At 74.1% G+C, this 22,583-nt stretch carries 18 protein-coding genes; 11 read left to right on the top strand and 7 right to left on the bottom strand.

The features are described 5' to 3' along the window. The first annotated feature begins 17 nt into the window (after nt 1-17). The gene (locus ACFZBX_RS15390; RefSeq protein WP_391534247.1) at nt 18-713 is read left to right on the top strand and encodes an MSMEG_1061 family FMN-dependent PPOX-type flavoprotein; all 696 of its coding nucleotides are present in this window, start codon (nt 18-20) and stop codon (nt 711-713) included. A 69-nt stretch (nt 714-782) separates the two neighbouring features. Here the strand turns inward: ACFZBX_RS15390 and ACFZBX_RS15395 are convergent, their stop codons facing one another. Beyond that, nucleotides 783-977, bottom strand: a complete 195-nt coding sequence (locus ACFZBX_RS15395) for a YegP family protein (RefSeq protein WP_391534248.1) — start codon at nt 975-977, stop codon at nt 783-785. 160 nt (nt 978-1,137) lie between these two features. Between ACFZBX_RS15395 and ACFZBX_RS15400 the strand changes: the two genes are divergently transcribed. After that, nucleotides 1,138-1,560, top strand: coding sequence for an HIT family protein (locus ACFZBX_RS15400; RefSeq protein ID WP_391534249.1), 423 nt, complete (start codon nt 1,138-1,140; stop codon nt 1,558-1,560). A 6-nt stretch (nt 1,561-1,566) separates the two neighbouring features. Here the strand turns inward: ACFZBX_RS15400 and ACFZBX_RS15405 are convergent, their stop codons facing one another. Continuing rightward, nucleotides 1,567-3,132 (bottom strand): alkaline phosphatase family protein, encoded by a 1,566-nt coding sequence (locus ACFZBX_RS15405; protein WP_391534250.1) that lies wholly within the window; start codon nt 3,130-3,132, stop codon nt 1,567-1,569. A gap of 166 nt (nt 3,133-3,298) precedes the next feature. Then, on the bottom strand, nt 3,299-4,072 hold the full coding sequence (locus ACFZBX_RS15410; RefSeq protein ID WP_391534251.1) for a GntR family transcriptional regulator: 774 nt from the start codon (nt 4,070-4,072) through the stop codon (nt 3,299-3,301). A gap of 268 nt (nt 4,073-4,340) precedes the next feature. Between ACFZBX_RS15410 and ACFZBX_RS15415 the strand changes: the two genes are divergently transcribed. From ACFZBX_RS15415 to ACFZBX_RS15425, 3 genes are all read left to right on the top strand, one after another. Next, nucleotides 4,341-5,279 (top strand): glycoside hydrolase family 19 protein, encoded by a 939-nt coding sequence (locus ACFZBX_RS15415; RefSeq protein ID WP_391534252.1) that lies wholly within the window; start codon nt 4,341-4,343, stop codon nt 5,277-5,279. Nucleotides 5,280-5,486: 207 nt separating this feature from the next. After that, a complete protein-coding gene (locus tag ACFZBX_RS15420; RefSeq protein ID WP_391534253.1) occupies nt 5,487-6,548 on the top strand; it encodes a serine hydrolase domain-containing protein in 1,062 nt (353 codons plus the stop codon). 100 nt (nt 6,549-6,648) lie between these two features. Beyond that, nucleotides 6,649-10,347, top strand: coding sequence for a SpoIIE family protein phosphatase (locus ACFZBX_RS15425; RefSeq protein ID WP_391534254.1), 3,699 nt, complete (start codon nt 6,649-6,651; stop codon nt 10,345-10,347). A 7-nt stretch (nt 10,348-10,354) separates the two neighbouring features. Here ACFZBX_RS15425 and ACFZBX_RS15430 read toward each other — a convergent pair whose 3' ends face one another. Continuing rightward, complete coding sequence (locus ACFZBX_RS15430) at nt 10,355-11,662, bottom strand: MFS transporter (RefSeq protein WP_391534255.1); 1,308 nt, start codon at nt 11,660-11,662, stop codon at nt 10,355-10,357. A 53-nt stretch (nt 11,663-11,715) separates the two neighbouring features. On the opposite strand from ACFZBX_RS15430, the gene ACFZBX_RS15435 reads away from it, so the two are divergent. Continuing rightward, nucleotides 11,716-12,603 (top strand): winged helix-turn-helix transcriptional regulator, encoded by an 888-nt coding sequence (locus tag ACFZBX_RS15435; RefSeq protein WP_391534256.1) that lies wholly within the window; start codon nt 11,716-11,718, stop codon nt 12,601-12,603. A gap of 10 nt (nt 12,604-12,613) precedes the next feature. On the opposite strand, the gene ACFZBX_RS15440 is transcribed toward ACFZBX_RS15435, so the two are convergent. Then, nucleotides 12,614-13,567 carry a pseudouridine synthase gene (locus ACFZBX_RS15440; RefSeq protein ID WP_391534257.1) on the bottom strand — a complete coding sequence of 318 codons (954 nt, stop codon included), beginning with the start codon at nt 13,565-13,567 and terminating at the stop codon, nt 12,614-12,616. A gap of 66 nt (nt 13,568-13,633) precedes the next feature. Here ACFZBX_RS15440 and ACFZBX_RS15445 point away from each other — a divergent pair, with 66 nt between their 5' ends. The 3 genes from ACFZBX_RS15445 (at nt 13,634) to ACFZBX_RS15455 (ending at nt 16,318) form a co-directional block, all read left to right on the top strand. Next, a complete protein-coding gene (locus tag ACFZBX_RS15445; protein WP_391534258.1) occupies nt 13,634-14,257 on the top strand; it encodes an SMI1/KNR4 family protein in 624 nt (207 codons plus the stop codon). An 80-nt stretch (nt 14,258-14,337) separates the two neighbouring features. Beyond that, nucleotides 14,338-15,435 carry a PP2C family protein-serine/threonine phosphatase gene (locus ACFZBX_RS15450; RefSeq protein WP_391534259.1) on the top strand — a complete coding sequence of 366 codons (1,098 nt, stop codon included), beginning with the start codon at nt 14,338-14,340 and terminating at the stop codon, nt 15,433-15,435. Between the two features lie 103 nt (nt 15,436-15,538). Next, complete coding sequence (locus tag ACFZBX_RS15455; RefSeq protein ID WP_391534260.1) at nt 15,539-16,318, top strand: DUF5995 family protein; 780 nt, start codon at nt 15,539-15,541, stop codon at nt 16,316-16,318. Here ACFZBX_RS15455 and ACFZBX_RS15460 read toward each other — a convergent pair. Next, complete coding sequence (locus tag ACFZBX_RS15460) at nt 16,279-17,718, bottom strand: GuaB1 family IMP dehydrogenase-related protein (RefSeq protein WP_391534261.1); 1,440 nt, start codon at nt 17,716-17,718, stop codon at nt 16,279-16,281. The genes ACFZBX_RS15455 and ACFZBX_RS15460 overlap by 40 nt on opposite strands. A gap of 299 nt (nt 17,719-18,017) precedes the next feature. On the opposite strand from ACFZBX_RS15460, the gene ACFZBX_RS15465 reads away from it, so the two are divergent. Continuing rightward, entirely contained in the window at nt 18,018-19,523 is a 1,506-nt protein-coding gene (locus tag ACFZBX_RS15465; protein ID WP_391534262.1) for an SDR family NAD(P)-dependent oxidoreductase, read from the top strand. Nucleotides 19,524-19,593: 70 nt separating this feature from the next. Beyond that, a complete protein-coding gene (locus tag ACFZBX_RS15470; protein ID WP_391534263.1) occupies nt 19,594-20,052 on the top strand; it encodes an NUDIX hydrolase in 459 nt (152 codons plus the stop codon). Nucleotides 20,053-20,121: 69 nt separating this feature from the next. On the opposite strand, the gene ACFZBX_RS15475 is transcribed toward ACFZBX_RS15470, so the two are convergent. Further along, a complete protein-coding gene (locus ACFZBX_RS15475) occupies nt 20,122-22,464 on the bottom strand; it encodes a collagenase (protein ID WP_391534264.1) in 2,343 nt (780 codons plus the stop codon). Between the last annotated feature and the right edge of the window lie 119 nt (nt 22,465-22,583).

Genomic DNA, 22,583 nt, shown 5'->3' on the forward strand with positions numbered 1-22,583 from the left:
CGATTACGTTTGCCGGTATGACCAGCACACCGGAGACCGTTGTTCCGTCAACCCCCGGCCCGCAGGGCCCTTCCGGCCTGTTCGCCGCCCTCGCCGCGACCGCCCTGAGCGATGTCGCGCGGCTGCGGGACGTCTACGAGCAGCCCGGCGACGCCGCGCGACGCAAGCAGGTGGACCGCGTCCACGACGTGGCCCGGCAGTTGATCGCCTGCTCCTCGCTGGTGCTGGTGGCCAGCGCGGACGCCGCCGGGCGCTGTGACGTGTCGCCGCGCGGCGGACCGCCCGGACTGGTCTCGGTGCTCGACGAGTTCACCCTGGCGATACCGGACGCGACCGGGAACAAGCGGCTGGACACCCTGCACAACATCATCGAGACCGGCCGGGTCGGGCTGATCTTCGTCGTCCCGGGCCGGGACACCACGCTGCGGGTCAACGGGCGGGCCTGCGTCTCCACCGACCCGCGGCTGCTGGAGCAGCTGACGGCGGTCGGCAAGCCGCCGCGCAGCGCGATCGTGGTGGCGGTCGAGGAGGTCTACGCGCACTGTCCGAAGGCCTTCCTGCGCGCCTCCGCGTGGAAGCCGGAGAACTGGCTCGGCAAGGACGAGCAGCCGACTTCGGCCGAGGTCACCCTCTCGCACCTGGGCGACCCCTCGCTGACCATCGAGGCGATCGAGCGGAACGAGCGTGAGGCCCTGCTCTACCGCTACGAGTAGCGCGGGGACGGGGGCGTCACGCGGGCGGCGCGGACGGCGGCGGGGGACGGCCCCGCCGCCGCGCGGCGCTCAGGCCGCAGCCCTGGGCTTCAGGTCCACCACGCTCGCGCCGTCCGCCGCCCGCTGGACGGCCTCGACGCCCTTGTGGGCGGCATCCTTGCTCGCGTACCCCTGGCCGGTCGCGACGATCTCGCCGTTGCCCGCCTTGAGCCGGAACCGGTACTTGCCCCCGGCGTCCTCGTACACCTCGAACCTGCCCGCCATCCGGGCCACCTCCTCGTCGACGGGACGCGCCGCACGCCCCACCAGCACGGTGCGCCCCGGCGGGCCGGGACCGCACCCGCTCGGGGTCCGCCCGGGTGACCTCCCGAAGGCCCCGCCGCGAGCGGATGCCGCAACCGCGGCGGGCCGGTTGAATGGACGGATGGACTGCGTCTTCTGTGCGGTGGTGGCGGGCACGGAGCCCGCGCACCGGGTGCTGGACGACGAGGCGGCGGTGGCCTTCCTGGACCGCCGGCCGCTGTTCCCGGGCCACGTCCTGGTGGTGCCGCGCACCCACCACCGCACCCTGGAGGACCTGCCGGCGGCGCAGGTGGGCCCGTTCTTCCTGCGGGTGCAGCGGGTGGCGGCGGCGGTGGAGCACGGGCTGGGGGCGGCGGGCAGTTTCGTGGCGGCGAACAACCGGATCAGCCAGTCGGTGCCGCACCTGCACGTCCACGTGGTGCCGCGCAATCCCAAGGACGGGCTGCGCGGCTTCTTCTGGCCGCGCCGGACGTACCCCGACGAGGCGGGCGCGGCGCTGGTCGCCGAGCGGCTGCGGGCCGCGCTCGCCCCGCCGGAGCGCTGACCGCGGTCAGCCGACGCGCACGTTGTCCAGCACCCAGTACCAGTTGTTGCTGCCGGTGTAGCGGAACCGCAGCCGCAGCCGGCCCGCGCCCGCCGGGACGGCCAGGTCGAGGCGCTGGCGGCCGTTGGTGTCGGTGGTGAAGCTCTTCACCTCGACCGGTGCGCCGCCGTCCCAGACGGCGAGCACCCGGGCGCTCTGCGCGCCCTCGGGCCGGTAGAAGGTGGTGAAGGCGACCGGCACGGTGGTGCGCCCGGCCACCGGGTACTCGGGGCTGACCAGGGTGGAGTCGTAGGTGCCGGAGAAGGACTTGTCGGACCACTCGTCGGAGTCGGCGACCGCGAAGACGTTGCGGGAGCGGACGTTCAGCTCGCGGTTCTGGTCGCGCTGGGTCTTCGTCCAGAACTCGTCGGTGGTGAACGACCAGCCGCGCCACTCGCTGACGCCGCCGGTGCCCATCGCGGAGTTGTCGACCGACCAGCCGGCCGGCGGGGTGTGGGTGAAGCCGAGGACGCCGGCCGCGATGCCGGTCTCGTCGACCCGGCCGGTGAGCTGCGGGCGCAGCGCGTCGAACTCGTCGGGGACCAGGGCCGGGATCGGGGTGCCGTCGAGGTTCCAGGCGGGGTCGGCGGTGATGCCGAGGTGGGCCAGGGCGGTGGGCGCGATGTCCACCATGCGCACGTCGTGGCGGACCGAACCGGCCGGGAAGGCCGAGCCGTTGGCGATCACGAAGGTCTGCCGCTCCTCCCAGCTGGAGCCGCCGTGGCCGCCGGTGGGAGTGTGGCCGTGGTCGGCGGTGACCATGATCAGCCAGTCCTCCTGGGCGTAGCCCGCGCGGCCCCGGACGGCGGCGACGATCTGGCCGACCTGGGCGTCCACGCCGCGGATCGCGGTCAGGTAGGCCTGGCTGGCGGAGCCGCTGCTGTGGCCGGCGTGGTCGACGTTGTCGAGGTGGACGAAGACCACGTCGGGGTTGCCGTCGCGCAGCCTGGCGACCGCGCGGGCGGTGGTGCCGTTGTCGTACTCGGCGGACGGGGTGGCGACGCGGGTGTCGACCTTGCCGGAGCAGATGATGTCGGCGATCGGCGCCCAGGAGGCGACCACGTAGGTGGAGAGCGCGGGGTCGGCGGTCTCCACCCGGGTCAGGAAGTCGGGGTAGGCGGTGAGGTTGGGCGCGGTGAAGTTGTTGTCCTTGACGTTGTGCTTGTCCGGCCACACGCCGGTGGCGATGGTGGACCAGCCGGGGCCGGAGAGGGTGCCGGCCATCGGGTTGGTGTAGAGGCTGCTGGCGGCGCTGAGGCCGCCGGTGATCAGGGCGGTGAGGTTCGGGGCGCCGGCGTCCTTGATGCGGTTGAGCATGGCGCCGTCGAGGCCGATCAGCAGGACCTTGGGGGTCCGGCCGGCGGTGGCGGCGGTGGCGGCTGCGGCGACGGCCGCGCGGGCGGGGGTGGCGGCGGCGGTGAGCGGGCCGGCGGCGAGTGCGGCGGCGGTGCCGAGGAGCAGGCCGCGGCGGGAGAGGCCGGGGGCGGCGGCGGGGTTCTGCGGGGTCACGTCGTCCTCCTGATGCTGCGTCATGGCGCCGAAGGGGGCGGTGACTACGGTCGGAGCGACGGATGGACGGGGGTGGCCCGGCTCCCGACCCGGGTGTGAACAACGCCCGAATTCGGTCCAGACCCGTTATGCTCCCGTGATCATCGCACCCCGGGAAGGGTGCGGGCGGGTGGGGTGAGGGCGGGTGGGGTCAGTCCGCTTCGAGGCGGGTGGTGAAGCTGAACCGGTCACCCCGGTAGAGCGAGCGCACCCGTTCCACCGGGCGGCCCTCGGTGTCCCTGGTCAGCCGGTGCAGCAGCAGCATCGGCAGGGCCGGCGGGGTGCCGATCAGCAGGGCCTCGCGCGGGGTGGCCAGCACGGTCTCGATCCGCTCGTCGGCGGCGCCGAAGCCGATGCCCGCCTTCTCGGCGAGGTAGGCGTAGAGCGAGGAGCCGGGGTCGAACTCCACGTCCAGCGCCGGGACCCGGCGGACGGCGAGGTAGGTGCTCTCCAGGCCCACCCGCTCGCCGTCCGCGAGCAGCACCCGTTCCAGGTGCCAGACCGGCTCGCCCGGCACGATCCGCAGCTGACCGGCCAACTGGGGGTCGGCGCCCAGCCGTTCCAACCCGATCAGGGTGCGCCCGGGGACCCGGCCCTGACGCCGCACGCCCTCGGTGTAGCTGGCGAGCGAGAGCGGCTGCTCCAGCTTGGGGCCGGCCACCACGGTGCTGCGTCCGCGCCGGCGGATCCGGCCCTGGATCAGCAGTTCGCGCAGGGCCTGGCGGAGCGTCTCGCGGGCCACCGCGAAGCGGGCCGCGAGCTCGCGCTCGGTCGGCAGCACGCCGCCCTCGCCGAGTTCGTCGAGCAGCGCTTCCAACTCGCCCTTGACGGCGTAGTACTTGGGCACCCGGCCGTGCTCCGGGATGCCGGAGCGGATCGGTGCGCCCGGCCCTGACCGGGCGGCGGGGTCGATGGTCTCGTCCACCCCGCCATCCTTCCAGATGGAGGGACCTGGCCATGACAGCGCCTCCGGCACGCCCGCCGAAGACGTTCTGCACTGCGCCTCTTTTGCCCGAGACCCCTTGACAGGTATAGACCACTCCGCTTGAGTCTGGGTCAGCCCCGCACCCGGCCCGCACCCCGGTCGGCCCGTCCCCCACGACGTGCCCCCACGCCGCGGGGCCCCGGCTCCCCTGCCCCGACGTCCCTACCTCCACGACCGTGCGGCCCCACACCGCACAAGGGGTGATCAAGTGTCCACGAAACGCCTGCTCGCACTGCTCTCCGCCGTCGCCACGGCGCTGGCGGTGGTCCTGCTGCTGCCCGCGGCCAACGCCAGCGCCGCCGTCTGCGCCACGCCCTGGAACTCCTCGGCCGTCTACACCGGCGGCGCCGCCGTCTCGTACAACGGCCACAACTGGCTCGCCAAGTGGTGGACCCAGAACGAGCCGCCGAGCACCGGCGGCTCCGGCGTCTGGTCCGACCAGGGCACCTGCGGCGGCACCGGCCCGACGCCGACCCCGACCGTCACGCCGACCGTCACGCCCACGCCGACCACCTCGCCGAACCCCGGCGGATTCCCGGTCAGCCAGGCCCAGTTCGACCAGATGTTCCCGAACCGGAACCCGTTCTACACCTACCAGGGCCTGATCGACGCGCTCAGCGCCTACCCGGCCTTCGCGGGCACCGGCACCGACACGGTCCGCAAGCAGGAGGCCGCGGCCTTCCTCGCCAACGTCAACCACGAGACCGGCGCGCTGGTCTACGTCGTCGAGCAGAACACCGCCAACTACCCCCACTACTGCGACACCACCAAGTCCTACGGCTGCCCGGCCGGCCAGGCCGCGTACTACGGCCGCGGGCCGATCCAGCTGAGCTGGAACTTCAACTACAAGGCGGCCGGCGATGCCCTCGGCATCGACCTGCTGCGCAACCCCAACCTGGTGCAGACCGACCCGGCCGTCGCCTGGAAGACCGCGCTCTGGTACTGGAACACCCAGAACGGGCCGGGCACCATGACCCCGCACAACGCGATCGTCAACGGCTACGGCTTCGGTGAGACCATCCGCAGCATCAACGGCTCGCTGGAGTGCAACGGCGGCAACCCCGCGCAGGTCCAGAGCCGGATCAACGCCTACCAGCGCTTCACCCAGCTGCTCGGCACCGTGCCGGGCAACAACCTGAGCTGCTGACGGAACTCCGGGAGCACGCCCGCCCGCGAGCGGACGGCAGCAGCGCTAGCGGCCGGAATCACTTCTAGCGCGTGCGAGAAACTCGCGAGCGGGCGACAGACTCCTTCCCGCTCGTCCCCCCGTACCTCCGGGGGACGAGCGGGGCGGCGGCGAAATCGTCGCCACGGTGGACGCCGCCGCCCCGGTGCCGCTCCTAGGCTCGGAGCCATGAACGATCTTGGCAGCCTCGTCCAGCAGACCGCCGACCGCGTCGCCGGCCAGGGGGTCGGCGCCGTGGTCGCCGGCCTCGCCGGCGGCACGGTGGAGATCCGCGGCGCCGGCCGCACCGGCCCCGGCCCCGCCGGCGGGCCGCCCGGGCCCGACACGCTGTTCGAGATCGGGTCGGTGACCAAGGTGTTCACCTCGCTCGCGCTCGCCCGGCTGAGCCTGGCCGGCACCGTCACCCTGGACGAGCCGCTCGCGGACCTCATCGCCGACGCGCTCCCGGCCGGCGTCACCGTCCCCGCCAAGGGCGGGCAGCCGATCGCGCTGCGGCACCTGGCGACCCACACCTCCGGCCTGCCGCGGCTGCCCGCCGGGATGCTGCTGCCCGCCCTGTTCACCCCGTACAAGCCCGACCCGTACGCGCACTGCACCCCCGAGTGGCTGCTCGCGAGCCTCGGCCGGACCAAGGTGCGCACCGCGCCCGGGCGCGGCTTCCGCTACTCCAACCTCGGTGCCGGCCTGCTCGGCCTCGCGCTGGCGCACCGGGCCGGCGGGTCGTACGAGGAGCTGGTCCGGCGGGAGATCTGCGAGCCGCTCGGGCTCGCCGACACCGTGGTCACGCCCGACGCCGGACAGGCGGCCCGGATCGCCCCGGGCCACACCACGGGCGGGCGCCCGGTGGCGTGCTGGGAGCTCGCCGGTCTCGCGGGGGCGGGCGCGCTCAAGTCCACCGCCGCCGACCTGGCCGTCTTCCTGGAGGCCCAGCTGGCGGCCGGCACCGACGACGACTCACCGCTGGGCCCGGCCATCGCGCTGACCCGCGAGGTGCGGCACCGGGTCAACCCGTTCGCCTGGATGCACCTCGGCTGGCTGGGCCGCCGCCTGCACGCCCGCCAGGGGGGCCACCTGCAGATCTGGCACAACGGCGGCACCGGCGGCTACCGCTCCATCGCGGCCTTCGACCCGGAGAAGCGGGTCGGGGTGGTCGTGCTGGCCAACACCCGCCGCTCCGTCGACACCCCCGGCGTCCAGCTTCTGCGCACCCTGCAGACCGCCCAGGGGTAGCCCGGCGGCCACCGCCCCGTGCCGCGCGGGGGTGGTGGGGTGCGTGGGAAGATGGCAGGGCTGGTGGCGACGATCTCCGGGCGGTTCCTGGTGACCGAGCATGGTGAACAAGCGGCATGAGCGGCGCGAGGCCGCCGGGCCCGGACGAGCCGACGGTCCGGAGGCCCTGCTGATGGTGCCGATCGCCACCGCCCTGATCGAGGCCGACGGCCGGATCCTGCACTGGAGCAGTGACGCCGAGGCCCTGCTCGGCTACTCCCCGGAGGAGGCGATCGGCGCGCGGGCCGCGCAGCTGCTGGCCTCGGACGAGCGGCGGCCCGAGGTGCTGGAGCTGTTCCAGGAGATCCTGGACGGCCGCGGCTGGTCCGGCGTCTTCCCGGTGCGCCACCGCGACGGGCACCACGTCAACCTGGAGTTCCGCACCCATCCGATCGCCGGCCCCGGCGGCCGCCCGCTGGTGCTGGCGGTGGCCTCCGACGTCACGACGCTGCGCCGGATCCAGGCGGACCTGGCCGTGCTGGACGGCTTCTTCACCCAGGCCCCGGTCGGGATGAGCGTGTACGACACCCGGCTCGCCTTCGTGCGGCTCAACGAGGCGCTGGCCAGGATCAACGGCCTGTCGGTGGAGCAGCACCTCGGGCACCGGCTGATCGAGCTGCTGCCCGGTATCAACGGCGCGGAGAGCGAGGGCGTGATGCGCCGGGTGCTGGAGACCGGCGAGCCGGTGGTGGACGTCCGCTCGCACGGCCGCACGCCGGGCGACCCGACGCACGACCACGCCTGGTCGGCCTCCTACTTCCGGCTGGAGGACAAGGGCGGCCGGATACTCGGGGTGAGTTCGACGGTCGTCGACGTCACCGAGCGCTTCCAGGCCGAGACCAGGGCCGCCCGCGCGCAGGAGCGGCTCGCCCTGCTGGCGGAGGCCACCGCCTCCATCGGCACCACCCTGGACCTGCGGCAGACCGCCCGGGAGCTGGCCGACGCGATGGTGCCCAAGGTGGCCGACATCAGCGGCGTCTTCGCCCTGGAGGCGCTGGCCGTGGGCCGCGACATCGAGCCGCCGGACCCCGCCGCCCCGCAGCAGGTGCGCCGGCTGGCGCTGGCCACCGCCGACCCGCTCTACCCGGCGGACGCGCTGCCGGTGGACACGGTCTACGCGCTGGCGCCGGACTCCCCGTACGCGCGGGCGCTGGCCACCGGGCGCACGGTGGTGGTGCCGTCCTGGGAGCTGCCGCCGCTGAGCGAGGCGATCAGCGAGAGCGGCCGGCAGGCGTACATCGGCGACCGTCCGCGCTCGGTGCGGATCACGCCGCTGGTGGCGCGCGGCACCACGCTCGGCATGATCGTCTACTCCCGGCGCGGCGAGCGGGAGTCCTTCGCCGAGGCGGACATCACGCTCGGCGACGAGCTGGCCTCGCGGGCCGCGGTGGCGATCGACAACGCCCGGCTGTACCTGCGCCAGCACCAGACGGTGCTGGCCCGCCAGCAGGCGCTGCGCGAGGCGAAGGCCGCGCAGGAGCGGCTGGCGCTGGTGAACACGGCCTCCGCCCGGATCGGCACCACGCTCGACCTCGCCCAGACCGCCCAGGAGCTGGCGGAGGTGGCGACGCCCCGGCTGGCCGACACGGTGGTGGTCGAGGTGCTGGACGACCTGGTGCGCGGCGAGCGCGAGGCCCGCCCGTCGCCGGACGGTTCGGCGGTGCTGCGGCGGATGGCCTTCCAGTCGGCGCCGCATTCGACGCTGCGCCCGATCGACCGCACGGGCGGTGTGCACCGCTTCGTCCCCTCCTCGCCGTACGCCTGGGCGCTCGCCCACCGCACCCCGGTGCTGGTGCCGCGGATGGACGAGGCCGGGCTGTCCTGGTTCCGGGACGATCCGGTGCGGGCGGCGGCGGTGGTGGAGCAGCAGCTCCGGTCGTTCATGGTGGTGCCGTTGATCGCGCGCGGTTCGCCGGTCGGGCTGGCCGCGTTCTACCGGACCGAGCCGGACCATCCGTACGAGGAGGACGACCTGGCGCTGGCCGGGGAGTTGGCGGTGCGGGCGGCGGTGTCGATCGACAACGCGCTGCTGTTCACCCGGGAGCGGGACGCGGCGGCCGCCCGGCAGCGGGCGCTGGACGAGGCGCGGGCGGCGCAGCAGCGGCTGTCGCTGCTCAACGAGGCCTCCGGGCGGATCGGCACCACGCTCGACCTGTACCGCACCGCCCGGGAGTTGGTCGAGGTGGTGATCCCGCGGTTCGCCGACTTCGTCACGGTCGACCTGCGTGCCACGGTGCTGGACGGTGAGGACCCGGCGCCGGTGCCGCCGGACGGGTCGGTGCTGATGCGGGCGGTGGCGGTGGGCGAGTTGGACGACGAGGGGGTGATGGCGGGGGCGGCCGACGCGATCGGGGAGACCTCGCAGTCGGCGCCGGTGTACGCGCAGAGCCTGCGCACCGGCCGGTCGATCCTGGTGTCGGAGGTGGACGAGGCGGCGCTGCGCAGGATCGTGGCCTCGCCGGACCGGGTGCGGCCGAGTCTGGACGCCGGGGTGCACTCGTATCTGATGGTGCCGTTGCTGGCGCGCGGACTGGTGCTGGGCGGCGCGGAGTTCATCCGCAGCCGCAATCCGCTGCCGTTCGGCCCGGCGGACCGGTCGCTGGCCGAGGAGCTGGTGGCCCGTACCGCGTTGGCGATCGACAACGGCCGGCTCTACCGGCGGGAGCGGGAGACGGCGCTCACGTTGCAGCGCAGTCTGCTGCCGCAGGAGATCCATCGCACGCCGGGGCTGGAGCTGGCCTACCGGTATCTGCCGAGCAGTGTGGTCAGCGAGGTGGGCGGCGACTGGTTCGACGTGGTGCCGCTCTCGTCGGGGCGGGTGGCGCTGGTGGTCGGCGATGTGATGGGCCACGGTATCCGGGCCGCGGCGACGATGGGCCAGCTGCGGACGGTGGCGCGGACGCTGATCACCCTGGAGATCGCGCCCGACCGGGTGCTGCAGCGGCTGGACGAGGCGACGACGGCGCTGGGCGAGGGCCAGTTCGCCACCTGTGTCTGCGTGGTGTACGACCCGGTCGGCCGGAGCTGCACGGCGGCCTGCGCGGGCCATCTGCCGCCGGTGGTGTCCGACACGCAGGGCAATGCCCGGCTGGTCGAGCTGCCTCCGGGCGCGCCGCTGGGGGTGGGCGGGGTGCCGTTCGAGAGCGTCGGGTTCACCCTCCCCGAGGAGGGCATCCTGACGGTGTACACGGACGGCCTGGTCGAGCGGCGGGGCCGCGATCTCGACGAGGGGCTGCGGCTGCTCTGCCGTACCGTCGCCGAGCGGCACGGCTCGTTGGAGCAGACCTGTGACGCGGTGCTCGCCGAACTGACCGGCCGCACCAGCGAGGACGACATCGCCGTCATCATGGCGCAGGCGCGGCCGGCCGGTTCGGACCGGATCGCGACCCTTCCGCTCGGCGACGACCACGCGATGGTCGCCCATTCGCGCCGCTTCACCCGGGAGACGCTCGTCGAGTGGGGGCTGGGCGCGCTGGCGGACTGGGCGGAGCTGCTGACCAGTGAGCTGATCACCAATGCCCTGGTGCACGCCGGGTCGCCCACCCGGTTGCGGTTGTTCTGCGACCGCACGCTCACCGTGGAGGTGGCCGACCGGGACGCCGCCTCGCCGCGGATCCGGCGTGCCCGGGAGGAGGACGAGGGCGGGCGCGGTATCCACCTGGTGAACGAGCTGGCCCACCGCTGGGGCACCCGGCGTACGCCGGAGGGCAAGGTGGTCTGGTTCGAGCTGGAGCTGCCGCCGGGGGCTGCGGGGCGGTAGCGCCGTGTCAGAGCAGCTCGCGCATCCGGCGGATCGGGCCGGCGAGCAGGATCGCGGGGCCGGCGGCGCTGCTGAGTGCCAGGAGGAGCAGTGCGGTGCGCGGTCCCCAGGCCGAGGCGGCGGCGCCGGCGGCGAGCGCGCCGACGGGTATCGCGCCCCAGGAGACGAAGCGGACGGTGGCCATCACCCGGGGCAGCAGCTCCGGCGGGGTCCTGGTCTGGCGGTGGGTGCGGGCCACGATGCTGGTGACCACGACCCCGGCGGAGAAGCCGGCGTTGCCGACGGCGAAGACCAGCGTCCCCCAGCCCGGGCCGGCCGCGGGGAGCAGCAGGGAGAAGGCGGCCGCGGTCGTCGCCGCCCAGCACAGGGCGCGTCCGCTGCCGAGCCGGGAGACCACCCGGGGTGTGAGGGCGGCGCCGATCAGGCTGCCGAGGCCGCCGGTGGCCACCAGGGCGCCGACGGCGGCGGCGGGTGCGTCGAGGGTGCGGACCAGGAACAGCGGGGTGAGTGTCATGAGTCCGCCGGAGACGAAGTTCACCGCGGCGGCGTAGGTGGCGGCCGGCCGCAGTACCCGGTGCCGGGTGACGTGGCGCCAGCCTTCGCGGATCTGCTCGCGCATTCCGGCGCCGGCCTGGCGCGGGGCGGTGGCCGGCGGTTTGACGGGCCGTACGCTGAACAGCAGGGCCGCCGAGAGGAGGTAGCTGACGGCGTCCAGCAGTATCGCCGTCGCGCCGCCGACGAGTTGCACCAGCACGCCGCCGAGCGAGGGTCCGGCCAGTTCGGTCGCCGCGGAGCTGCCGGAGAGCAGGCTGTTGCGGGCGGTCAGTTCCTCCTTGGCGACGATCGAGGGCAGTACGGTGGAGATGCCCACGTCGAAGACCACGCCGGCGAGGCCGACCACCAGTGCCACCACCATGAGTTGGGGCAGGCCGAGGGTGCCGAGGGCGGCCGCCAGCGGTACCGAGGCGACGGCGACGCCGCGCACCAGGTCCATCGCCACCTGGGTGCCGCGCAGTGGCAGTCGCTGGACCAGGACGCCGGCCGGCAGTCCGATCAGCAGCCAGGCGGCGTAGCCGGCGCCGGTGATGAGGCCGACGTCGATGGCCGAGGCGTGCAGGGTGACGACGGCGATCAGGGGCAGGGCGACCGCGTTCACCTGGTCGCCGATCCGGCTGACGGTCGAGGCGGTCCAGTAGCGCCAGAACACTGCGGCCGGTCTGCCGGCGTGGTCCGGGCCGGGCCGCCCCGCGTACGCCGGGGCGCCCGTCGTCGTTTGCGCGCCGGTCGTCTTCGTGTCCGCCGTCTCGATCGACACACCCGCCCCTTTATTAGTGAGTCTCTTTTGGGAACTCACTATAATCGGCAGTCATGCGGCACACGGAAGCGGCGGACGCCGACTGCGCGATCTCCCAGGCCCTGACCGTGGTCGGGGACAGCTGGGCCATGCTCCTGATCAGGGACGTCGCAGGCGGCACGCACCAGTTCGACGCCCTTCAGCACGGGCTCGGCATCAGCCGGAAGGTGCTCACCCAGCGCCTCAAGGCCCTGGTCGCCGACGATGTCCTGGAGAAGCGTCTCTACCACCCGCACCCGCCGCGCTACGAGTACCACCTGACGGAGGCCGGACGCGGCCTGCTCCCGGTGCTGGTCGCCCTCCAGGGCTGGGGCGGGCGGTACGTCCTCGGCGACGGCTCGCTCTCCGGCACCAGCACCGCCGACTCCGCCGAGACCCGCCGGGTGCTCGCGCTGACCGGCCGCCGGCTGCCCCCGCTGGAGCTCACCGCCGCCTCGGGCGAGCGGACCGACCCGGTCTGTCCGGACCGCGCCTGGACGGTGCTCTACTGCTTCCCCGGCGCCTACCGGCCCGGCGGGCCGGACCACCCCCCGGGCTGGAACGACATCCCGGGCACCGGCGACCGCACGCTGGAGTCCCGCACCTACCGCGACCGGATGGACGAGTTCGCCGCGCGCGGCGCCGCCGTCCACGGCGTCAGCACCCAGCGCCCGGACCAGCTGGTGGCCTTCGCCGAGCACGCGCGGATCCCGTTCCCGCTGCTGTCCGACATCGGCCTCGACCTGGCCGCCGCCCTCCGTCTGCCCACCTTCCGGGCCGGCGGCGTCGAGCACCTCAAGCGGCTCACCCTGGTCGTCGACGCCACCCGGACCATAAGGGGCGTGCGCTACCCCGTCACCGACCCGGCCGGCGCGGTCGACGACGCGCTCGTGCTGCTCGACGGGCTGGCGGCGGCCCGGTAGGTCCGATTCCTCAGGCCTCCGCCCGCCAGGCCTCCGGGTCCGTCCAGGCGGCCAGCGTCCGGCGGCTCTCGAAGCGGCGCGGGCGGCCGGTCAGCGGGTCGGTGAACTCCACCGCCGAGGAGAGCAGTTGGAGCGGGCGGCGGAAGTCGTCCGGGGCCGTCTCCGGCAGCACCACCGGGTACACCGGGTCGCCCAGGATCGGCAGTCCCAGTCCGCTCATGTGCAGCCGCAACTGGTGCGTGCGGCCCGTCGAGGGCCGCAGCAGGTAGCGGCCCAGCCCGTCGCGCCGCTCCAGCAGCTCGATCCGGCTCTCGCTGTTCGGCGCCTCGTCCAGCTCGTACGCGTCGATCCGCCCGCGCTCCTTCACGATGTGGCTGCGCACCGTGCGCGGCAGCTCCACCGCCGGGTCGACGGCCGCCACCGCCTGGTACTCCTTGCCGACCAGCCGGTCGCGGAACAGCGTCTGGTAGGCGCCCCGGTCCTGCGGCCGGACCACGAACATCGCCAGCCCCGCCGTCAGCCGGTCCAAGCGGTGCGCCGGGCTCAGCGCGGGCAGCTCCAGCGTGTGCCGCAGCCGGGAGAGCGCCGTCTCCACGACGTGCCGCCCGCGCGGGGTGGTGGCCAGGAAGTGCGGCTTGTCGACGACCACCAGGTGCTCGTCCCGGTGCAGCACCTCCAGCTCGAAGGGGACCGGCACCTCCGGTGGCAGCTCCCGGTAGAACCACAGGTGCGCCCCCGGCCGGAACGGCTCCGCCGCCCCGACGGCCCGCCCGTCCTCGCCGACCACCCCGCCGGCCAGCAGCAGCGCCTCCACCCGCTGCGCCGCGACCGCCGGCAGCCGCTCCAGCAGATACGCCCGCACCGTCTCCCACGGCCCGCCCGCCACGGGCAGGCGCAGGTGCACCGGATCCACCCCGGACCGCTGCGGAAGCGGCGAGGCCGGCACCGTACTCCTACGTCTCATCTCGCCCGCCACCCTACGTCCTCACCCGCGCCCCGGGTGTCGGAGCCGACCGGCAGACTGCGGCCCATGACAGCCACGGACCACGACGCGCCCGCGAACGGCGTCCCCGCCCTGACGGCCGGCATCGCCGCCTGGCTCACCGCCCGCACGGCCTGGTGGCCCGCCCGTCCGGCCGCCGACGACGCCGCGCTCGACGCGTTCGAGACCCGGCACGGGTTGACCCTGCCCGCCGACCTGCGCGCCTGGTGGCGCCTGGACGCCGTGCCCGCGAACCCGTGGCTGCCCGGCGGGTTCGCCCCCGTCCCCCTCCCGGCCGCCCTGGAGACGCACGCCGCCTGGCTGCTCGTCGCCGAGCAGGAAGGCCCCCCGGCCGAGGGCGAGGCGCGCTTCCACCCCGCGCTCCTGCCGATCGCCGACAACGGCGGCGGCGACGGGCTGGTCGTCGACCTGCGGCCCGGCACGGGCCACGGCCACGTCCTGCTCTGGGACCACGAGACCTGGCGGTCGGACCCGCCCTGGTGGGAGTCGGTGACGGCGATGCTGCGCGACACCGCCCGCGCGCTGGAGAGCGGCACCCCCGCCCTGCTCGGCCACGCCGCGCGCGGCGGGCCGCAGCGGCCGTGCGTCGCCTTCGTCGACGCCGACCGTCAGGTCGGTTGGGAGCCCGACCGGGAGCCGGCCGCACCCTGACCCGGGCGCCGCCGGGATGCCGGTGGGGCGGGGCGCGGTGGAGAGTGGACGGGAGGCGGGTTGGAGGTGAGGCCGTGGCCGTGGCCGGCAAGGGGTCCGAGGACGGCGGGGTGCCGCTGCCGCCGCTGCCCCGGCGGACCCGGCTGCTGCTGTACGGCGCGTTCCTGCTGCTCGTCGGGGCCGTGCTGACGGACGTCCTCACCGGGCCGGGGACCACCCTCTCCCCCGTCCTCGCCGTGGCACCCGTCCTGGTCGGGGCGACCACCCGGCGCGCCCGGGTACCGCTGGTCACCGGCGCCGCCGCCATCGCCGTGGCCGGGCTGCTGGAGGGCGGCAGCAACACCCACCTGCCCGGCTCCGTCCACCTCGCCTCGCTGATCACCATCACCGCCGCGACCCTCGCCAGCACCGCCAACGTCGTGCTGATCGCGGCCCGCGAACGCGAGCTCTTCCACGTCCGGACCGTCGCCGAGGCCGCCCAGCGGGCCCTGCTGCGCCCGCCGCCCGAGCGGGCCGGACCACTGCGGATCGCCGTCCGCTACGTCGCGGCCGCCGCCGAGGCGCGGATCGGCGGCGACCTGTACGAGGTGGCCGACACGCCGTACGGGGTCCGGATCCTGCTCGGCGACGTCCAGGGCCACGGCCTGCCCGCCGTCGAGACGGCCGCGGACGTGCTCGGCGCCTTCCGCACCGCCGCCCGCACCGAACCGGACCTCGCCCGGCTCGCCGAACGGCTCGACGCCGTCCTCGCCGACCGCCCCGGCGGCGGGCGGTTCGTCACCGCGCTGCTGCTCGGCGTGGACCCGGACGGCGCCACCCGGCTGGTGAACTGCGGGCACCCGCACCCCCTGCTGCGCCGCGCCGGGGGCGTCACCGAGCTCGCCCCCACCCGGCACGCCCCACCGCTCGGCCTGCTCGGCCTGGTCGGCGACGGCGGCTACCGCGCCGAACCCCTCGACCCGCACCCCGGCGACCTGCTGCTCCTGTACACCGACGGCGTCTCCGAGGCCCGCGACACCGCGGACGTCTTCTACCCCCTCGCCACCCGCCTCCCCCACTTGCCCGCCACCGCCCCGGACGACCTGCTGGACGCCCTCCTCACCGACCTCGCCGCCTGGGTCTCCCCCAGCGGCCTCGCCGACGACGCCGCCGCCCTGGCCGTCCGCTGGGAGCAATGAGCCGGGCCGTGGCGGTGCGCCGCGCCTCCTGGGCCGGGGATTCACCGGCCCGGCGTGCCACGATGATGCGATCAGTGCACGAAACGGCGCCGGAGGGTGACGGATGACCAGGGTGTCCGGGGTGTCCAGGGTGTCCGGGCGGCCCACGGCGGCGGCGCACGGGATCGACGCGGTGGTCCGCCGGCTGCGGGCGATCGCGGCCGCGCTGCCGCCCGCCGACGGGGTGGCGGTGTTCAACCGGATGTACCTGACCGTCACCGAGACCGTCCGGGCCCGGCTGGGGGCCTTCGAGGACCCGGCCGCGATGGCGGTGCTGGACACCGTGTTCGCCGGGCGCTACCTGCTGGCCGTGGACGCGGTCGCGGCGCGGCGGCGCCCGCCGGCCTGCTGGCGGCCGCTGTTCGAGCTGCGCGCGCACCCCGACGTGCACCCGGTCCAGTTCGCGCTGGCCGGGATGGGCGCCCACATCCAGCACGACCTGCCGCTCGCCGTCGTCGACACCTGCCGGCGCCTGGGCCGGGAGCCGGAACAGCTCGCGGGCGACTACCACCGGATCAACGACCTGCTGGCGGCGGTGGAGGCGGCCGTCCGCGAGCAGCTGATGCCGGGGCCGGACGTGCTGGAGCGGTTCGAGCCGCTGACCCACCGGCTCGGCTCGTGGTCGGTCGACACCGCCCGGGACGCCGCCTGGGCCTCGGTGCGGGTGCTCTGGGAGCTGCGCGGGCGCCCCTCGGCGGCCGCCGCGTACGGCACGGCGCTGGACGGCGCGGTCGGAGTGCTCGGCCGCGCGCTGCTGCTGCCGCTGGGCCTCGGCCCGGCGGCGGCAGCGGCGCGCGGGGAGGATCAGGCCCAGCTGGAGTGCAGCGGCTTGCCCTCGGCGTAGCCGGCCGCGCTCTGGATGCCGACCACGGCCTTCTCGTGGAACTCCTCCAGGGTGGCCGCGCCCGCGTAGGTGCAGGAGCTGCGCACGCCCGCGACGATCGAGTCGATCAGGTCCTCGACGCCCGGGCGGGCCGGGTCCAGGAACATCCGGGAGTGCGAGATGCCCTCCTCGAACAGCGCCTTGCGGGCCCGGTCGTACGAGGAGTCCTGCGCGGTGCGGTTGCTCACGGCCCGCTTGGAGGCCATGCCGAAGGACTCCTTGTACTGCCGGCCGTCGGCGGTGGCCTGGAGGTCGCCGGGCGACTCGTAGGTGCCGGCGAACCAGGAGCCGATCATCACATTGGACGCACCGGCGGCCAGCGCCATGGCGACGTCACGCGGGTGCCGCACGCCGCCGTCCGCCCAGACGTGCCGGCCCAGCCGGCGGGCCTCGGCGGCACACTCGAGAACGGCCGAGAACTGCGGTCGCCCGACGCCGGTCATCATCCGGGTGGTGCACATCGCGCCCGGGCCGACGCCGACCTTCAGGATGTCGGCGCCCGCCTCGACGAGGTCGCGCACGCCCGCCGCCGAGACGACGTTGCCCGCGACCACCGGGACCTGCGGGTCCAGGCCGCGCACGGCCCGCAGCGCGGTGATCATCGACTCCTGGTGGCCGTGCGCGGTGTCCACGACCAGGGCGTCCGCGCCCGCCTCCAGCAGGGCCTTGGCCTTGCCCGCGACGTCCCCGTTGATGCCGACGGTGGCGGCGACCCGCAGGCGGCCGGCGGCGTCCACGGCGGGGGTGTAGAGGGTGGCGCGCAGCGCGTTCTTGCGGGTCAGGATGCCGACCAGGCGGCCCTCGCCGTCCACCACGGGGGCGAGCCTGCGGTGTCCCTCGCTGAGCTTGTCGAAGGCGTCGCGCGGGTCGACGTCCTCCTCCAGCAGCAGCAGTTCGCGGGACATCACCTCGGCGAGCGAGGTGAAGCGGTCGACGCCCTGGCAGTCGGAGTCGGTGACGACGCCGACCGGCCGGCCGTCCTCGACCACCACCAGCGCGCCGTGGGCGCGCTTGGGCAGCAGCGAGAGGGCCTCGGCGACGGTGGCGCCGGGGTCGAGGGTGATGGCCGTGTCGTGCACCAGGTGACGGCGCTTGACCCAGCCGACGACCTCGGCGATGACCTCGGTCGGGATGTCCTGGGGGATGGCGACCAGGCCGCCGCGGCGGGCGACGGTCTCGGCCATCCGGCGGCCGGCGATGGCGGTCATATTGGCGACGACCAGCGGGATCGTGGTGCCGGTGCCGTCGTTGGAGGAGAGGTCGACACCCTGGCGGGAGCCCACGGCGGATCGACTGGGGACCATGAAGACGTCGTCGTACGTGAGGTCGTACGAGGGCATGAGGTCGTTCAGGAAGCGCATGAAGGGGGCTCTCTGGCTGGGAGAAAATACACCTCGGGTGCGGGTGCGGCTCGGCCGCAGGGCGCACTCGGGCGCCCCATGCACCCGGCGTTCGATTCTCCGGGAGCCGTTCGCCAAAAGCCAGTTCGAGCACGTTTGCTGGCGCTGCACACAAGCCATGATCGAAGCTCCGCGCGTAGACCTGGAGGATCCTCCAAATACTCGGCTTTTCGCCCCGGCCGGGGCCCCTCCCGTAGCATTCACGCGGTAAACGCGGCGAACGCCGTGATCGGCGAGGCGAGCGGGAAACGGCAGAGCGCATGACGGCGGCGGGCGTGGACATCGAGCAGGACAACGGCACCGAGGCCGCCGAGGAGATCGACTACGGCCCCGGCCTCGACCCGGAGCGCCTGCGGCTCTGCCTGGAGGTGCTGGCCGAGCTGGACGAACTGCACGTCGACCACCCGGACGCGATCACCGTCCGCCAGGCCGTCGGCGGCATATTCCGCACCCTGAAGCAGCGCCGCCGCCAGGAGACCCGGGCCCGCAAGACCGCCAACGACCGCGAGGTCACCGCGCGCACCGCGACCGGCGCGCCGACCCGGATCGACGACGAGACGGCCGGCGCGTTCGGCCTGACCACCGTCACCACCACCGAGATCGCCGGGATCCTGGAGCGCCCCCGCTCCTGCTACATCTGCAAGCAGCGCTACGTCGAGGTCGACGCGTTCTACCACAACCTCTGCCAGGACTGCGCGGTCAAGAACCGGGCCCGCCGGGACGCCCGCGCGGACCTCACCGGCAAGCGCGCGCTGCTGACCGGCGGCCGGGCCAAGATCGGCATGTACATCGCGCTGATGCTGCTGCGCGACGGCGCCCACACCACCATCACCACCCGCTTCCCCAACGACGCGATCCGCCGCTTCACCGCGATGCCGGACAGCGCCGAGTGGCTGCACCGGCTGAAGATCGTCGGCATCGACCTGCGCGACCCGGCCCAGGTGATGGCGCTGGCCGACGAGGTCGCCGCGGACGGCCCGCTGGACATCCTGATCAACAACGCCGCGCAGACCGTGCGCCGCCCGCCGGAGTCCTACCGCGAGCTGGTCGCCGCCGAGTCCGCGCCGCTGCCGGCCGGCGAGCTGCCGCAGTCCACCACCATCGGCCGGTTCAACAGCGGCAGCGTCGACCTGCCCGCCCTGCCGCAGCAGGCCACCGGCGGCGAGCGGATCTCCGCCGAGGACGTCACCTCGCTCGCGCTGGTCACCGGCTCGGCGACGCCCGAGCGGATCCAGGCCGGCACCGCGATCGACGCCGGCGGCCTGGTGCCCGACCTCGCGGACACCAACAGCTGGGTGCAGACCGTCAGCGAGGTCGGCCCGGTGGAGCTGCTGGAGGTCCAGCTCTGCAACTCCACCGCGCCGTTCATCCTGATCAGCCGGCTGCGCCCGGCGATGGCCGCCTCGGCGTCCCGGCGCAAGTACGTGGTCAACGTCTCCGCGATGGAGGGCGTCTTCCAGCGCGGCTACAAGGGCGCCGGCCACCCGCACACCAACATGGCCAAGGCCGCGCTCAACATGCTCACCCGCACCAGCGCGCAGGAGATGTTCCAGACCGACGGCATCCTGATGACCGCCGTCGACACCGGCTGGATCACCGACGAGCGCCCGCACCCGGACAAGATGCGGCTGGCCGACGAGGGCTTCCACGCCCCGCTCGACCTGGTCGACGGCGCGGCCCGGGTCTACGACCCGATCGTCCGCGGCGAGCAGGGCGAGGACCTCTACGGCTGCTTCCTGAAGGACTTCGACCGCGCCGCCTGGTAGCCCTCGGCCCCGGCCCCGTTCGGCCCCAACCCCCTTCGGCCCCGGCCCCCTTTGCGACGGAGGAACCGCCATGACCACCACCGCACCGCTGCTCGGCGCCGGCGTGATCGTGCCCACCGGGGACGGCCGGGTGCTGATCGGCCGCCGCACCACCGCGGGCGAGCCGCCGACCTGGAGCCTGCCCGGCGGCAAGGTCGACCCGGGCGAGTCCTTCGAGCGGACGGCGGCGCGCGAGCTGGCCGAGGAGACCGGGATCGTGCTGCCCGCCGAGGAGATGCGGGTCCTGGCGGTGCTGCTCGACCACGAGCTGGGCCGCCCCCGGCTGACCGCGGCGGTGCTCGCCCCGCCGAGCCTGGCGCCCGCCGTGGTCACCGAGCCGCACGCGTGCGGCGGCTGGGAGCGCCTGCCGCTGGACGCGCTGCCGCAGCCGATGTTCTACCCGTCCGGCCTGGTGCTCGCCAGCTGGCGCCCGGAACTGGGCGCCGGCGCGCCCCGGGCCGGAACGCACGCCTACCCGGTCGGCCGCTGACGAAGCCCCGGCGGGGCGCCGAAGCGCTCCGCCGGGGCGGGTCTCACCTCTCCTGGTCGGAACCCGTCATCAGAACTCGCTGGTGACGGTCACTCCGCTGAAGCCCTGCTGGGCGTAGAGGCTGAAGAAGACGTAACCGGCGGGCGGGTTGGTGATGGTCAGGGTCTCGGAGTTGTCCGCCCCGGCCGACCGCGTGACGTACGAGTTGGTGTACGCCCAGCCGCCCCAGTGGTAGTAGAGGTCGGCGTTGCCGGTGCCGCCGCTGCTGGTCACCTTGATCTGCTGGGTACCGGCCGGCACGTTGATGTAGAAGTGCGCGTAGTTGCCGGCGGTCGCCGAGACACCGGTGCGCACGCAGTTCTTGTCGAGCTGGCGGGTGTCACCGCTCTCGCACGCCTTGAACTGCGGGAACTCCGGGACGGTCGCGCAGGCACCGGCGGCGCAGGCGCTCAGCCAGCGGTCGAAATCGGCGTCGTAGCGGGTGCCGATGGTGGTCTTGAGCAGGGCGCGGGAGCCCGCCCAGTCACCGGCGCGCCACTTGGCGAGGAGCGCGTCGACGTCGGAGCGGTGCTGCTCCAGCATGTAGCGCACGGCCAGGTAGCCCCACCGGTAGACGCGGTCCTGGTCGCCGTAGTCGGTGTCGAAGAGCTCGCTCAGCCGGTAGCTGTGCCGGGCCGCCGCGTCGATGGCGGCCTGGTTGACCTGCTTCTGGTAGGAGGTGGCGACGACCTCGGCGAGGCCCTCGGTCCACCAGACCAGCTTGCCGTCCCAGCCCTGCTGGAAGCTGCCCCAGAGGTTGAAGCGGGCGTCGAGGTAGTGGGTGTACTCGTGGTTGAGGTTGCGGATCTCGTAGCCCCCGGACCGCGACGGCTCCTCGTAGGCGAGGAAGCGGGCCTGGTTGCCGGCCCTGGAGGGCTCGCCCTCCAGGTAGATGCCGCCGTTGTTGGTGTCGGTGTTGAAGATCGCCCGGCCGAGCACCACGTACTGGACGTCGGAGTCGAAGGCGACGACCTCCAGGGCCGCGTTGCCGTCGTCGGCGACCGGGCCCCTGTCCCGGGACACGCCGTGGAAGAAGACGTCCTGGCCGTTCAGGCTGGCGCAGGCCGTGGCCAGCTGGGCCGCGGTCAGGTCCTGGCCGAGGATGCGCAGGGTCGGGCTGCAGGTGTGCCGGACCGGCAGGTAGGCGTCCTTGAACCGCTGCGGGTCGTCGCAGGTGCCGTAGTAGCCGCAGTTGGCCTGGTCGAGCTTCTGGACGGAGGCCACGGCGGAGGCGCGCTGGGGCCAGTTCGGCCCGGTGACGCCGCCGGAGGTGTCGACCAGGTTCTTCACCATCGCGCGGGACCGCGGGGCGATCTCCTCGATGGCCTTCAGCCGGGTCAACTCGTCGATCGCGTTGTTGAGGGTGAGGGAGTTGTTGCGGTCGCGGTCCAGGAGGTGGCCCTTGGCGCGGAGGATGAAGCCGTTCAGCGCGTCGACGACACCCGGATCGGCCACGACGGCCTTGCGGAAGTCCTCGTCCTTGGACTCGACGCCCCGGTACAGCACCAGGGTGACCGGGTTGACCGCCCGCAGCAGGTTGGCCTTGTCCCAGGTCGCCGGCTGGTAGGCGTTCAGGATCTGCTTGACGACGTCGACGTAGTCACCGGGCCTGCGGGGCACGTCGGCCAGCACGGCGGCGCGCTCCAGCGGGACGGCGTTGGCGGTGGTGGGGTCGAGCGAGCGGGGGTTGGCGAAGAAGGTGTGGACGGCCTCGCTGATCTTGGCCGGGAGCCTGTCGTACGAGCCGACGACGTCCGCCTTGGTCCACTGCACCGAGTAGCCGGCCTGCACGTAGTACATCAGCTGCGAGATGTGGTCGCTGTCGTTGCCCTGGTACGTGCGGGCACTCTCGCGCAGTGCCTCGATGACGGTGAGCATCTGGGACTCGTTGAAGGCCCCGGCCGCGTACGCGGTCGGGATCCGGAACAGCCCGTCGACGCAGTTGAAGCTCGCCGCCTTGACGAGGCGGACCAGGGCCGCACCGGTCCGGGAGAAGGACGCCGGGTCGCAGGCCGCGGCCTCCTCGGCCTCCGCGTCCAGGCCGAACGTCTTGGCGGAGGGCGCGGGGGCCTCGGCCGGTCCGGAGCCGGGGTCGGAGTCCTGGTGGGCGCGCCGCTCGGGAGCGCTGTTCTGCGGCCTCGACGCCGCGTCGTGGCCGTGCGCCGAGGGCGACGCGAGGTCGCTGTCGGCGCCGGGCGGGGGGAGTTCGCCGCGATCGGCGGGGGCGGTGGCCGTGTCGCCCGCCGAGGGGGACGGGGCGACGGGGGCGGCCTGGCTGCGCGGGGCGAACAGGCCGATCGTCAGGGCAAAGGTCAGGACGAGCATCAGAAGTCTTGCCAGTTGCGGGAGTCGCAACAGGCGTGCGGTTCTCACGTGGGGGCCTCCGGGCCTGGTTCGGCCGCATTGGGGTACGGCCAGTGGGGGGGTGAGGACCGATAGCGGCGGGGGGGCACTTGCCCTCCCGCCATACGGTGAGGAGGTGACATGTACCA

The organism is Kitasatospora sp. NPDC008115, from assembly GCF_042957205.1.
GTDB lineage: Bacteria > Actinomycetota > Actinomycetes > Streptomycetales > Streptomycetaceae > Kitasatospora.